The organism is Acetobacter persici, from assembly GCF_018256955.1.
Classification (GTDB): domain Bacteria; phylum Pseudomonadota; class Alphaproteobacteria; order Acetobacterales; family Acetobacteraceae; genus Acetobacter; species Acetobacter persici.
In genome coordinates this window covers 69,367-82,101 of the sequence record NZ_JAERKU010000007.1, presented here as the reverse complement: position 1 = coordinate 82,101, position 12,735 = coordinate 69,367, and the positions used below count along the sequence as shown (strand labels likewise).

The 12,735-nt window shown below is 60.6% G+C and carries 11 protein-coding genes; 3 read left to right on the top strand and 8 right to left on the bottom strand.

The window, feature by feature from the left end; genetic code table 11:
- The first annotated feature begins 25 nt into the window (after positions 1-25).
- Together mobA and fdhD are read left to right on the top strand one after the other, a co-directional pair.
- On the top strand, positions 26-649 hold the full coding sequence (mobA, locus tag JK199_RS09675; protein ID WP_212375499.1) for a molybdenum cofactor guanylyltransferase: 624 nt from the start codon (positions 26-28) through the stop codon (positions 647-649).
- Positions 642-1,433 carry a formate dehydrogenase accessory sulfurtransferase FdhD gene (gene fdhD / locus JK199_RS09670; protein WP_244985048.1) on the top strand — a complete coding sequence of 264 codons (792 nt, stop codon included), beginning with the start codon at positions 642-644 and terminating at the stop codon, positions 1,431-1,433. Before mobA ends, fdhD begins: the two co-directional genes overlap by 8 nt.
- 153 nt (positions 1,434-1,586) lie before the next feature.
- Here fdhD and JK199_RS09665 read toward each other — a convergent pair whose 3' ends face one another.
- The 4 genes from JK199_RS09665 to phoB all read right to left on the bottom strand — a co-directional run bounded on the left by JK199_RS09665 (position 1,587) and on the right by phoB (position 6,633).
- Entirely contained in the window at positions 1,587-3,302 is a 1,716-nt protein-coding gene (locus JK199_RS09665) for an OprO/OprP family phosphate-selective porin (RefSeq protein ID WP_077930494.1), read from the bottom strand.
- Between the two features lie 196 nt (positions 3,303-3,498).
- The gene (gene pstS, locus JK199_RS09660) at positions 3,499-4,521 is read right to left on the bottom strand and encodes a phosphate ABC transporter substrate-binding protein PstS (RefSeq protein ID WP_086656022.1); all 1,023 of its coding nucleotides are present in this window, start codon (positions 4,519-4,521) and stop codon (positions 3,499-3,501) included.
- 105 nt (positions 4,522-4,626) lie between these two features.
- Complete coding sequence (locus tag JK199_RS09655; RefSeq protein WP_212375497.1) at positions 4,627-5,910, bottom strand: sensor histidine kinase; 1,284 nt, start codon at positions 5,908-5,910, stop codon at positions 4,627-4,629.
- 30 nt (positions 5,911-5,940) lie between these two features.
- Positions 5,941-6,633, bottom strand: coding sequence for a phosphate regulon transcriptional regulator PhoB (gene phoB / locus JK199_RS09650; RefSeq protein ID WP_077930497.1), 693 nt, complete (start codon positions 6,631-6,633; stop codon positions 5,941-5,943).
- A gap of 209 nt (positions 6,634-6,842) precedes the next feature.
- Between phoB and JK199_RS09645 the strand changes: the two genes are divergently transcribed.
- Positions 6,843-7,100, top strand: a complete 258-nt coding sequence (locus tag JK199_RS09645) for a hypothetical protein (RefSeq protein ID WP_212353885.1) — start codon at positions 6,843-6,845, stop codon at positions 7,098-7,100.
- A 235-nt stretch (positions 7,101-7,335) separates the two neighbouring features.
- Here JK199_RS09645 and JK199_RS09640 read toward each other — a convergent pair whose 3' ends face one another.
- The 4 genes from JK199_RS09640 to JK199_RS09625 form a co-directional block, all read right to left on the bottom strand.
- Positions 7,336-8,625, bottom strand: a complete 1,290-nt coding sequence (locus JK199_RS09640; protein ID WP_077930499.1) for an adenylosuccinate synthase — start codon at positions 8,623-8,625, stop codon at positions 7,336-7,338.
- 72 nt (positions 8,626-8,697) lie between these two features.
- The gene (locus JK199_RS09635; RefSeq protein ID WP_077930500.1) at positions 8,698-9,900 is read right to left on the bottom strand and encodes an ATP phosphoribosyltransferase regulatory subunit; all 1,203 of its coding nucleotides are present in this window, start codon (positions 9,898-9,900) and stop codon (positions 8,698-8,700) included.
- Between the two features lie 30 nt (positions 9,901-9,930).
- Complete coding sequence (locus JK199_RS09630; protein ID WP_086655943.1) at positions 9,931-11,415, bottom strand: ATP-binding protein; 1,485 nt, start codon at positions 11,413-11,415, stop codon at positions 9,931-9,933.
- Positions 11,412-12,710: a TIGR03862 family flavoprotein gene (locus JK199_RS09625; protein WP_212375495.1), complete on the bottom strand. Its 1,299-nt coding sequence runs from the start codon at positions 12,708-12,710 to the stop codon at positions 11,412-11,414. The genes JK199_RS09630 and JK199_RS09625 overlap by 4 nt, the downstream gene beginning before the upstream one ends.
- Positions 12,711-12,735: the final 25 nt, after the last annotated feature.

Genomic DNA, 12,735 nt, shown 5'->3' with positions numbered 1-12,735 from the left:
AAGCAACAGGCCGATGCTCCGCGGTATGAGCGCCTCTCTCCCTCTCCCCCGCATTGCGGCCCTTGTGCTGGCAGGTGGTTCCGGCTCCCGCCTTGGCGGATGTGATAAGCCCCTTCTCCCCCTTTCCAGGGCCCAAACGGTGCTGGATTACGTGCTGACAGCACTCCGCCCCCAGTGCAGCGCGCTGGCCATCAGCGCCAATGGGGATGCCGCGCGTTTTGCACCGTGGAACCTGCCTGTTTTGCCAGACACCGAGGCCGACATGGGGCCACTGGCAGGTATTCTGGAAGGCCTGCGCTGGGCAGAGACCCAAGACTGTTCCGTGCTGATCACGGTCCCCGGAGACACGCCGTTTATCCCGGCGGACCTGCCCCACAAATTGCTACCTGCGCCAGCTGTTGCCGTCACACAGACCCGGCGGCATCATCTGGTGGCAAGCTGGCCCGTGGCGTGCCGGCCTGCTCTGGAACACTGGCTTGAGCAACCGGATAGTCCGGACAAACGCCGTATCCGCTGTTTTGCCACATCGCTGGGGGTGCAGGACGTTGTGTTTCCTGACCACACTCCGGATCTGTTTTTCAACATTAACACACCCGATGATTATGCCTATGCCCGCGCACTGGCCCATGGAGGCCTGACCCATGTCTGACTTTGTCATGACCCACTGGCCTGTCACCCGTTTTACCGAGACGGAAACAGAGACCACCATACTGGCCATTGCAGAAGAAACCCCGGTCAGCTTTGTGTTTAACAGTGTGCCCTACGCGGTGATGATGGCAAGCCTTCAGGATCTTGAAGACTACGCCTATGGGTTTTCCATTACAGAGCGCCTTGTCTCGCACCCCTCCTCCATCAAAGCTGTCAGAACAGAGATCGGGGAGGATGGCGTAACCCTCTTTCTTGATATTGCCGGAGAGGACTTCCGGCGGCTGTTACAGTCTCGCCGCGCCATGAGGGGCCGGACAGGCTGCGGTGTTTGCGGGAGCGAGGATCTGAAAAGTCTGCACATAGCCCTGCCGACTGTGCCCGCCATGCCCCCCATCCCTCTTGCGGCTATCCGGCACGCCGTCAACACTCTGGCGGGGCATCAGACGCTGAACGCACAGGTGCATATGGTACATGGTGCCGCATGGTGCGCGGCAGATGGCAGCCTGCGCGTGATCCGTGAAGATGTGGGCCGCCATAATGCACTGGATAAACTGATTGGTGCAGGCCTTCGTCAAAATGTCTGTTTTTCTGAAGGATTTTGTCTGATTACCAGCCGCTGCTCTTTTGAAATGGTGCAGAAAGCCATTCTGGCGGGTTTTTCAACGCTGGTCGCTATTTCCGCGCCAACCACCCGCGCTTTGCGGCTGGCGGAACAGGCTGGTCTGACCATTGTGGCGCTCGCACGGCGGTCCTCCCAGTCTCTGTTTACAGGGACTGTTGGATAACTGCCTTTTCCCAAAATACTATTTTCAACAAAATCATTCTAAAAATCAGACCATAAAAAACCCCCTTCAGGCTACCCTGAAGGGGGTTTTTTATCATTCGGTCAGAACAAGCGTGCTGAAAGAGCCCCGGTCAGGCCTCTTTCAGACCGTGTTTTAGAAACCTGCCTGAATACGGGCAGCAACGGAGTTACCCGTGCGACCGTAGATGTTTGTGGCCTGCATGCTGCGGGACACGATGAAGTGGCTGTAATCAAGCATGATGCGGAAGTGGCGGTTGGGATACCAGTTCAGGCCACCCGTCCAGACCGTCTGCTGACCACCACGCACAACATTCTTCGCGTTGGCATCGTTCAGGCGGCTGTTGAGGTCGATCACACTGTAATGGCCGACAACTTCCAGCGCACCCCAGTGGTTACGAGCGGGGTCAAATTCCTGAGCTTCCGGCACGCCCGGAGCACCGAAGGCACCTTCTTTTTCATTATACAGACGCGGATTGCCGAACAGCGTGTAAGCCGCAGAGCCATACCAGCCCTGGAAACCAGCAGATTTCAGGCCCGGCGCGTCACGCTGAACACCCACGTGATAGTATTCACCCTTCACAATCAGGCGCTTCCAGCGAACACCCAGTTCCGGACCAGCAGCCCAGACCTGTGCGGCATTGCTGATGCCACCGGTTGCAGCCAGGTTGGCTTCACCAATGTCAAACTCAGGACGCTGGCCGAAAGATGTGGAGCGTGAGCAGTGATAGGCATCCGTGGAGTTACAGGCCAGACGGAAGGCAGAAATCCCGGAAGCGCCCATATGCACATCCCAGTTTTTCGTCGCAACCGGACGCCCGGCAACACGCAGGGTTGCACCAGTCTGGCTGTCCACCGTAGAGCCGCTGCCACCACCGTAATACGTGCTGCTCATGTCAGACGCGTTGCGGTGACCCCATTCCTGACCGGTGAAATAGCCTGCAATCCACCAGCGTTTTTCATAGTGCAGACCACCAACGCTAAAGCGGGCGTCACCCGCGGCGATGTTACGCACCATGTCGGTAATGCTGGGACGCTCAAGCGTGAAGAAGTCGTTGGAGCTTTCAGAATCTTCTTCCGTCACGCGCGGCTGGAAGTAGCCTACCGTCAGGATGGTGTTGTGCAGGCCGGTATAGTTCAGGTTACCTTCATACAGGCCGACATACCCGTCGTTATGGTTTGCGCCAAAGTCAGGTGTCACAGCCGCAACAAAGTTTTTGTAGCGGAAGGTGAACGGGATACGCAGGCGGCGCATGTTGCTGGTAAAGCTGTTAAACGCGCCACGCGCTTCGTTCCCGCGCGGCCCGGAATTAAAGAAGCCGCCGAAATCTTCATGGAACGCCAGACCGATGGACAGGCCGTAAGCACCATCTTCAGACGCAACCGTGAAACGACCTTTCGGGAAGCCAACGATCATGCCGCCGACATGCACGTTTTCATCACTCTTGGTGGCAGCGCGGAAAGATTTCCAGGACATAACGTCCCCGCGGTCAGACGTCGGGGTGCCGGCATTGGCCAGATGAATGCGGTTTGCAAAGGGAGCGGGTTCATTGAACTGCACGCTCGGGTCAACCGGTCCGGAGGCAATCTCACGATGAGCACGACCGCCATGAGCTGATGCGGTGCTCATGTGGTCCTGTTTGTGAGAGACGCTTTCTGTGCGGGCGAGACGGGATTTCAGCGTTGTGATCTGCCCCATCATCTCTTTGCGCATTTGCGCCATTTCAAGGCGAAGAGCGCGGATCTGCGCATCATCAGAGGAGGATGCCATTGCGACGGGGGCTGCGCCACCCATCAGAAAAGAAGCAAACGCAAGAGATGAAATAACCGGTTTACAGCGCATCATTGCCATTCCAGAGGAGAGAAGATGAACGCTGAATATCCCGGCGAACGCACTTTGTGCGTGATGGTTTCGTGATGCTTTCGTTACAGTTGTATGACAAAAAAGGCGGGCTGAATAATTCAGCCCGCCTTCACATATCAAAAGACTTTATGAACAGGATTTTTTATAAAGTCTTCTAAAAAGCATTTATAAAATAAGGGAAGGATTATTTTGCGCTTTTCCATGCGGACAGGATGCTGGTTTTAACAGCCTGCGGCAGAGCAACATAATCCAGCTTCTGTGCTGTTGCATCACCCTTTTCAAACGCCCAGGTGAAGAACGTGCGAACGGCTTCACCGCGTGCAGCATTTTTCGGAGCGATCGGAGTCAGCACATAAGTTGCGGAAACAATCGGCCATGCCCCTTTACCCTGCGTATCGAGCAGGTTGACCGCAAAGTGAGACGCATGCTGCCAGTCGGCGGCTTCTGCTGCGTGGGCAAAACTTGCCTGATTTGCAGCAACATCTTCACCCGCACGGTTGTGCAGCTTGACAGTCGTCAGATGGTTGCGGCTGGCATAGGCATATTCAACATAGCCGATAGCGCCTTCCGTGTTCTGCACGGTTGCAGCAACACCATCATTCCCACGGGCACCCAGACCACCGGGCCATGAGATGGAGGTGCTGGCACCCAGAGAATCGTGCCATGAGGCAGAAGCCCCGGCCAGATAGGACGTGAAGACAAACGTGGTGCCAGACCCGTCCGCACGGTGCACAGGGGCAACCGGCATATCAGGCAGTTTTACACCCGGGTTGAGGGCTGCAATTTTCGGGTCATTCCATTCCGTGATTTCACCGGAATAAATGCCAGCCAGCACAGCACCGCTCAGGCGCAGCGCATCAGCCTTGATGCCCGGGATGTTAATGACGGGCACGATGCCGCCCATAACCGTGGGGAACTGAAAGAGACCGGCGGATTCAATCTTTTTTGCATCCATCGGCGCATCGGAAGCACCGAAATCAACCGTTCCTGCCAGAACCTGATTCTGTCCGGCGCTGGAGCCAACGCTCTGGTAATTTACCGTCACGCCAGCGGCGGTCTTGGCGGTCTCACCCCAGGCTTCATAAATCGGGGCGGCAAAGCTGGAACCCGCGCCAGTGACGCTTTCAGCCCGGGAGATGCTCGGCAGTGCAGCGGTCAAGCACGTTGCAGCAAGCAGACACAGAGCAGGCCTGAAGGAAAGACGCATTTCGGTTTTATCCCTGGACATCATAAATAACGACGCAAATCGTTACGTCGGGGACAAGCCTTAGCGGGTTTAGCTTCGCCACGGCATGACATGTTCAAGACTGTTTTATGAAGGTTTTGTGACAGCAGACGCAGCCGCAAGCGGCAGCCAGATTTTGCATGTTGTGCCCTTGCCCACCGTGCTTTCCACCGCAAAGCGGCCGCCATGCCGCGTGACCACATGCTGCACAATGGCAAGCCCGAGTCCGCTGCCCTGCACGGAGGCGGCTGTCTTGGGCACCCGATAAAAATGCTCCGTCAGCCGGGGCAGATGCCGTGCGGCAATGCCCGGCCCGTTATCGGTCACACTCAGCACAACACCCGGCCCGGCTGGCCAGCGGGAATCGGGCGGAGCAAGCGTGCAGGAGACTGTTACGTGCAGGGCGGGCGATGCGCCGCCATCATGCGGCAAGGAGCCATATTTGACGGCGTTTTCAATCAGGTTGATCAGCACCTGCACAAGCTGGCTGGTATCTGCGGCAACGCACCATGCCGGGTCTGGCACAGGCTCAATGGTCAGCCTGACTTTTTTCAGCCGGAACAGCGCCTGAGACTCGGCCTTCAGGCGGCTCAGCAGATCCGCCAGCGCCACAGACCCGCGCGGGCGCTGATGCTCCACACGCTGCACGCGGGACAGATAAAGCAGATCATCCAGCAGATGCTGCATCCGCTTGCCCTGTGCCGCCATGATCCCCAGAAATTCCTGCTGGGCTTCCGGGTCATCCGCCGCCGGACCTTGCAGTGTTTCCACAAACCCCATGAGGGCGGCAAGCGGCGTGCGCAGCTCATGGCTGGCATAAGCGACAAAATCCGTATGCTGGCGCTCGGTATTATCGGCTTCCGTTTCATCACACAGCGCAACAAAAACCAGGGCGTTGTGCGCGCGTTCTGTCGAGGCGCTCATGCCCCGCGCACCAGTAAACAGCACAGCAGGCAGAACATGCTGCTGGAAACGGGCCTGTATGACCCTGTGATGCGGGACATCCAGCACAATACGGGCCGTTTCTGACGTAACCGCAGCCTCTGTGCTTCGCTCAGCCAGCCGGTCCAGCGCCGTCTGGAAAGCGGGGTGCCGTTTGATACTGCCCAGCGTATCCGCAAAAATCCGGTGTGCCTCTGGTGAGGCATAATGCAGCCGACGCTCCTCATCCAGCACCATCGTCGCCGCGGGCACACAGGCCATGACCTGTTCCACCCCTTCCGGCACGGCGGTTCTGGAAGACTGAAGCGTATCCTCCTGAGTGTAGCGGGGCGGTTCTGTTTTTTCCGGCCGGAGCCGGGCTGCCAGCAGGCTGGCGGTCAGCCCGCTGCCAACCAGCGCGCCTGCAACAGCAACGAGTGCCTCATGCATGATCAGGCACTCCGCTGCGTCAGAACGCTCTTAGTCCTGTGGCATATCAAGTGCATATCCCCGGGCGCGGACAGTTCTGATCAGGTCTTTCTCATCCCCTGCGTTCAGCGTCTGCCGCAGCCGTCTGATATGCACGTCCACCGTGCGCAGTTCCACACAGGAGCTGCGCTCCCATGCCTGTTCCAGCAGTTCCTCGCGCGAGAAAACCTGACCGGGATGCGTCATCAGGAATTCCAGCAGTCTGTATTCCGTCGGCCCCAGAGGCAGGAGACGCCCGTTGCGTTCCACCTTGTGCGCCACTCGGTCCAGCACCAGAGACTCAAACTTCAGCACATTGCCTGAAGGGGGCAGCCGGCGCAGCATGGCTTTAACGCGCGCAAAAAGCGTTTCCATGCCAAATGGCTTGATCAGATAATCATCCGCGCCAATTTCCAGCCCGCGCACGCTGTCCGTCTCCTGCCCGCGTGCACTGAGCATGATAATCGGGATGGACTTTGTTTTAGGCTGTTCTCTCAACTGCCGGCAGACTTCCAGCCCGGAAATATTGGGGAGCATCCAGTCCAGCAAAATCAGGTCCGGCGCACGGCGGCTGATCTGGTCAAGAGCTGTATGGCCATCACCCGCCAGCCGCACGTCATAGCCCTGCTTTTCCAGATTATAGCAGATCAGCCGGGAGAGTGCCGGGTCATCCTCAACAACGAGAACACTTGCATTGTGTGTCATGAACACCCCATAGCGATTCGCGCGCAGAATAAGCCGGGGGACTGAGGAAAAACAACCGGTGTCACAAAAGTTACACACTTTGCGACCTTTGCCGGGAAAGCTCTGCTGGGGTGCAAAATCATTCTATGCAAGCTCCGGAATTCTGGATTATGGAGCGCTCAGGAGCCGGACCGGCAATTGTGCCGGATGCGCCTCCAGGAAACGCTCGCATGAGTATTTTTCGCACATTTCTGCCGCAGCGCTGCAGAACCTTTTTCCAGACCCTGCAAAACCAGATCTCCCGCTCCTTTTCTGAACGCGGACTGCTCGAACTGGGGATGCTGGAAGGCATCTGCACCACGCTGGAAAACAAAGCCCAGCAGGAGCGTATCCGGGCACTGTATCCGGCCTCTGGTCTCTTCGGGGCGTTTGCAGACGCGGATACCGCGACGGCCATGCAGCAAAACCCGTTGCACCCTACGCCCTGACGGCGGCGCTGGCTCCAGACAACACGGCGTCTGGCACCGTTCAGCTTCCCCGGTGGCCGCCGCTTCCATTTCCGGGACCCCAACGGCATGGAAATGGCCATTATGCAGGCCGACTGACGGCCCCCCTGCCGTTCTGGATAAAAAAGACCCGCCTTGTGCCCCCGGCATCCTCACATAAGAGGAGGCCGAAAATCACGCAGCGGGTCTGAACACCGTTTTCAGAATGAATGTTTAATCAGTCTTCAAACGGGTCACGCATCAGGATGGTATCATCACGGTCCGGGCTGGTGGACAGCAGGGTAACGGGCGCTCCCACCAGTTCTTCAATCCGGCGCACATATTTAATGGCCTGAGCCGGAAGGTCGGCCCAGCGGCGGGCACCGTGCGTGGTGTCTTTCCAGCCTTCCATCGTTTCAAAAATCGGCTTGATCCGGGCCTGAGCCGCCGGGGAGGACGGGAAGCGGTCGGTTTTTTCACCATCCAGCTCATAGCCCACGCAGATGCGGATTTCATCGAACCCATCCAGCACGTCCAGCTTGGTCAGCGCCAGACCATTCACACCGCCCACGCGCACCGCATGACGCACCAGAATGGCATCAAACCAGCCACAGCGGCGCGGACGCCCCGTCACCGTGCCAAACTCATGCCCGCGCTCACCAATCTTGCGGCCGACATCATCAAACAGTTCTGTCGGGAACGGCCCTTCCCCCACGCGGGTGCAATAGGCCTTGGCAATGCCCAGCACAAAACCGGCGGCGTTCGGCCCCATGCCAGCGCCGGTGCCTGCGTTGGAGGCAACAGTGTTGGAACTGGTGACGAACGGATAGGTCCCGTGGTCCACATCCAGCATCACAGCCTGAGCGCCTTCAAACAGGATACGGCGGCCACCGCGACGGGCTTCATCCAGAATGTCCCATGTCGGCGCCATAAACGGCAGAACCTTGGGGGCAATCTCCGTCAGGAAGGCCATCAGCTCTTCCTTTTTAAACGTCTCGGCACCCAGACCAGCCAGCAGCGTGTTGTGGTGCAGCAGCAGTTCGTCCAGCTTCCAGTCCAGCGTTTCCGGCTCGGCCAGATCACACAGGCGGATGGCGCGGCGGGCCACCTTATCTTCATAAGCCGGGCCGATCCCGCGGCCTGTGGTGCCAATCTTGCGGTCCCCACGGGCAGCTTCACGCGCGCGGTCCAGCGCACCGTGCACAGGCAGGATCAGCGGAGCATTTTCCGCAATTTTCAGGGTATCCGGCGTAACCGTCAGCCCCTGTTCCTGAATACGGCCAATTTCCGCCAGCAGCGCCTGCGGGTCCACCACCACGCCGTTGCCGATAATGCCCAGCTTGCCGCTGACGACCCCTGAGGGCAGCAGGGAAAGCTTGTAAACCTGATTGCCGACAACCAGCGTATGCCCGGCATTGTGGCCACCCTGAAAGCGCACAACAATGTCTGCCCGGCTGGCCAGCCAGTCTACAATTTTACCTTTGCCTTCATCGCCCCACTGGGCGCCGATCACCGTGACGTTGGACATAAACGGTCTGCTCCTGGAAAATCTGCCTGAAAACCTGTGGGGATGATACGCCGTCCCCCGTGGTGGAAAAGGTCAGTCAAGCTTTGTGCACGTTGCACCGGAAAGAATGTGGCTGCACCCCAGACGCTGCGCCTCGGCCCGGTTCTGTTCGGGACCTGCGGCGTGGGGCGTGGAGGACAGGGCCGCCAGCGTGGCATGCCCTTCCGCCCGCAGACGCGCTGCAACCTGTGCATCCGCATCCGGGGCAAGATAAACGCGCGGGCAGGGCTGCGCAGGCGGAATGGTGCGGAACAGCACATCCGGCCGGAACGTCAGCCCGCAGGCGGGTTCATTATCACTGGAGAGGTACCGGCCACCACGGCCAAGCTCTTCGGCGCGGCCGACGGCAAACACCGTCACACACACGCCGGTATGATATTTCCAGCCACGGAATTCGACCGGGTCAACCGTCAGCCGCAGAGCCGGCGCCGTTTTGCGCACGGCGGCAACCGTTGCGGCCAGACGCTCACTAAAGGCGCGGGCACGCGGCGGCAGGCTGATATGGGCAAGCTGGTCAAGCGCCTGCTCCGCCGGACCTGCGGCCCGCAGCAGGGCAATCAGCGTCTCGGAAAGCGAGCCGCCGAGTTCCGCCACAGCGGCAGCATCCTTACGGTCCAGAGCGCGCATCAGCACAGGGCGCACGCTGGGAGAAATGCTGGCTTCTTCCAGTAAAGCAGGCACCAGCGGCGGCATTGTGAGATCAAACGAGACTTCCGGCACCCCGAGCTGGGCGAGGGCTTCCGCCCCCACGGACATCACTTCCGCGTCCGCCTGCGGGCTGTCCGGGCCAATCAGCTCGATCCCGGCCTGCATGATCTGCCGCCCGCTTTCTTCCGCAGCGGCAGGCATCACCACCACACAGGCCCCGGAATAAGACACACGCAGGGGGCGCGGGGCGGCACCAAGCCGAGTCGCGGCCATACGGGCAATCTGCGGGGTGATATCGGGCCGCAGGACCATCATCTTGCGGGTATCCGGGTCCATCACGCGGAAGCTCTGGTCCGCCAGAGTCGCGCCCGAACCCGCCAGCAGGGTCTCCTCAAACTCCATCAGCGGCGGCCTGACACGGTCATAACCATGTGAGGCGAACACGCGCATAAGGGTCGCAACCCCTTCTGCCTCGGTCCGGGCATCGGGGGTCAGGAGGTCTACAAAGCCAGCCGGGAGCAGAGCCGGGCTAAAGGGCGGGTCATCCGTCATGCTTCGGCCTATAGCACCGCGCGCCGCGCCCGTCATGCCCGCACACCAGCACTTTTTTAAGGAGTTTCACCCCTGAGGGACGCCGGGCAGCGTCTCCCACCCCGGACCAATGACGGTAATGACGCGCCGGCCCATCCCGTCAGCCCGCAGGACAATGATATTCCGGTCTTCCAGCCATTCCACCAGACGCCGGGCGCGCCCCTGCGAGACCGTGCCGTAGACGCGGGCAATTTCCGCATCGGACGGGCACGGCAGACGGCCAATGGCCGCACGCGCCAGAAACAGGAAAACAGATTGCAGGTCTTCCGGCAGGGCATTGGCCAGCGCCTCCGCCTGCTGCCAGTCCGGCGTGGTGGACATATCCTCGCTCACACCGCTACGGGCCGTGGCCAGCGCGCGGTTGAACGCCTTGAGGTCCAGCGCATTACGGCCCAGCCCGGCAATCCGGCAGCGCACCAAAAAATCCTGATACAACACGGCAGGAGCCCGGAAAGATGTTTCATCATCCGCCAGCATGTCCCGCAAAATGGCGTTCATGCGGGCTTCCCGCTCGGCCTGATCTTCCGGCGGTTCCTCCTGCTGCTGTTCGTCCTGCAGGGCAGTGGCCTGAGCCTCGCCATGCGCGGCAAGCTGGCTCAACAGGTCCGGCGGGGGGGCGGCAGGCGGCTTTCTGGGCCGGGCAAATGTTTCTGCCTGCGGCACAGGAGCCAGAATCAGGTCATGCACCGGGGCGGACGCCGGTTCAAACGGTGTCAGCACCGGGCCGGCGGACCGGCTTTCCGTTTCTACGGTGCCAATCCGCACCGGCATCGGTCTGCGGCTCAGCGCCGGACCAAGGGCGACAAAAGTGCCCCGCGCCAGATCGCGGAAGGCTTCCGCCTGCCGGCGCTCCATGCCCAGCAGGTCCGCCGCACGCGCCATGTCGATATCCAGAAAGGTGCGGCCCATGAGAAAATTGGAGGCTTCCGCCGCCACGTTCTTGGCCAGCTTGGCCAGACGCTGCGTGGCGATAATGCCTGCCAGACCACGTTTACGGCCACGGCACATCAGGTTGGTCATGGCACCAAGCGAGGCGCGGCGGGCTTCATCCGAGACCTCACCGGCAGCAGCAGGCGCAAAAAGCTGGGCTTCATCCACCACCACCAGCACGGGATACCAGTAGTCTCGCGGGGCCTCGAACATGCCGCCCAGAAACGCCGCCGCCCACTTCATCTGCTGATCTGCGTCCAGACCTTCCAGATTCAGCACAACAGAGGCCCGGTGCATGCGCATCCGTTCCCCGGCGGCATGCAGCGCCATTTCCGAACACTCGGCCCCGTCTATCACCAGATGGCCGAATTTTTCCGCCAGACTGACAAAATCGCCTTCCGGGTCAATAATCGCCTGCTGCACCATGCGGGCCGACTGCTCCAGCAGACGCCGCAGCAGGTGCGACTTGCCGGACCCGGAATTGCCCTGCACCAGAAGCCGGGTGGCCAGAAGTTCGGCAAGGTCCATCCGTGCCGGGCCACCCCCCGGCACATCACCCATCACGATCATGTTGCTGCTCATAGGGGCATCCGATACCGCTCCGGATGGGTCTCCCGCAACCATGCAAGCGCACCCTGCGCGGCACCCCGCCCGGTTGCAAGGCACGCGTGCAGCAGATAACCGCCCGTCGGCGCCTCCCAGTCCAGCATTTCACCAGCCGCAAAAACGCCGGGCAGCGCACGCAGCATCAGCCGGTCATCACACGCGGCCTGCGTAATCCCTCCGGCGGTAGAAATGGCGCGGGCCAGCGGCTCCAAGCCCGTCAGCCGCACAGGCAAGGCTTTAATTCGTGCCGCCAGAGCGGGCATGGAGGCAGGCACAGGCCCGGCCTCCCGCAACAGGGCCACCGCTACCGGCGGCAGGCGCAGAGCCTTGCGCAATTTGTTGGACAGGCTCTCACGCGGGCGCACAGCGGCCAGCCGTTTTGCCAGATCCTGCACAGACAGATCGGGCCGCAGGTCACACAAAAGCTCCGCCGCCCCATGCCGGGCCAGATGCTCCCGCAGCGGCGCAGACAACGCATACAGTGCGCCCCCTTCCAGCCCGGACGCCGTGACCACCAGTTCCCCCCGCACGGTCTGCCCGGCAAACGTGAGTGCGACCGGCTTGAGCGGTGTTCCGGCAAATCGCTCCCGGACCGGCTCTGACCACACGACCTGAAAGCCACAATTCGACGGACGCAAAGCTGAGACAGCAACACCCCGTTGTTCCAGCAGGGAAACCCAGCCGCCATCACTCCCCAGACGTGGCCAGCTTGCCCCGCCTAATGCCAGAATGACCGCGTCGGGCGCGGCAAAAAGCGAGGTGCCTTGTGCCTGCTCGGTTGCGGCAGACCGCGTCTCGCCCGCTTCAGACGGATTTTTGGCGACAGACTGCGCAAACGTCAGATGCCCGGCAGCATCCCAACCCGTCCAGCGGGTGCGCGGATGCAGCGTAACCCCCTGCTCCTGCAACCGCGTAAGCCAGGCCCGCAGCAAAGGAGAGGCCTTCATGACGCTGGGGAAAATGCGGCCAGAAGAGCCGACAAAACTTTCCTGCCCAAGCCCCGCCATCCACTGCCGGATATCCTCCGTGCTCCATGCCGCCAGAAAAGGCGCAAGCCACGGAGCGGCCCCGGCATAGCGGGCCAGAAACGGTTCCGGAGGTTCAGAATGGGTGATGTTCAGGCCGCCGCGCCCGGCCATCAGCATTTTGCGGCCAAGGCTTGGCATGTACTCCACAACCTGCACGGCGCAGCCTGCGGCAGAAAGCACTTCGGCGGCGGCCAGTCCGGCCGGGCCGCCGCCGATCACACTCACACGGAAGGGGTGCGTCATCCCTGCAAAGCGGATGCAAAAGCGT

Coding starts and splice junctions, on each gene's coding strand:
- mobA (WP_212375499.1), top strand. CDS start 26: ATGAGCGCCTCTCTCCCTCTCCCCCGCATTGCGGCCCTTGTGCTGGCA.
- fdhD (WP_244985048.1), top strand. CDS start 642: ATGTCTGACTTTGTCATGACCCACTGGCCTGTCACCCGTTTTACCGAG.
- JK199_RS09665 (WP_077930494.1), bottom strand. CDS start 3,302: ATGGCAATGATGCGCTGTAAACCGGTTATTTCATCTCTTGCGTTTGCT.
- pstS (WP_086656022.1), bottom strand. CDS start 4,521: ATGCGTCTTTCCTTCAGGCCTGCTCTGTGTCTGCTTGCTGCAACGTGC.
- JK199_RS09655 (WP_212375497.1), bottom strand. CDS start 5,910: ATGCATGAGGCACTCGTTGCTGTTGCAGGCGCGCTGGTTGGCAGCGGG.
- phoB (WP_077930497.1), bottom strand. CDS start 6,633: ATGACACACAATGCAAGTGTTCTCGTTGTTGAGGATGACCCGGCACTC.
- JK199_RS09645 (WP_212353885.1), top strand. CDS start 6,843: ATGAGTATTTTTCGCACATTTCTGCCGCAGCGCTGCAGAACCTTTTTC.
- JK199_RS09640 (WP_077930499.1), bottom strand. CDS start 8,625: ATGTCCAACGTCACGGTGATCGGCGCCCAGTGGGGCGATGAAGGCAAA.
- JK199_RS09635 (WP_077930500.1), bottom strand. CDS start 9,900: ATGACGGGCGCGGCGCGCGGTGCTATAGGCCGAAGCATGACGGATGAC.
- JK199_RS09630 (WP_086655943.1), bottom strand. CDS start 11,415: ATGAGCAGCAACATGATCGTGATGGGTGATGTGCCGGGGGGTGGCCCG.
- JK199_RS09625 (WP_212375495.1), bottom strand. CDS start 12,710: ATGACGCACCCCTTCCGTGTGAGTGTGATCGGCGGCGGCCCGGCCGGA.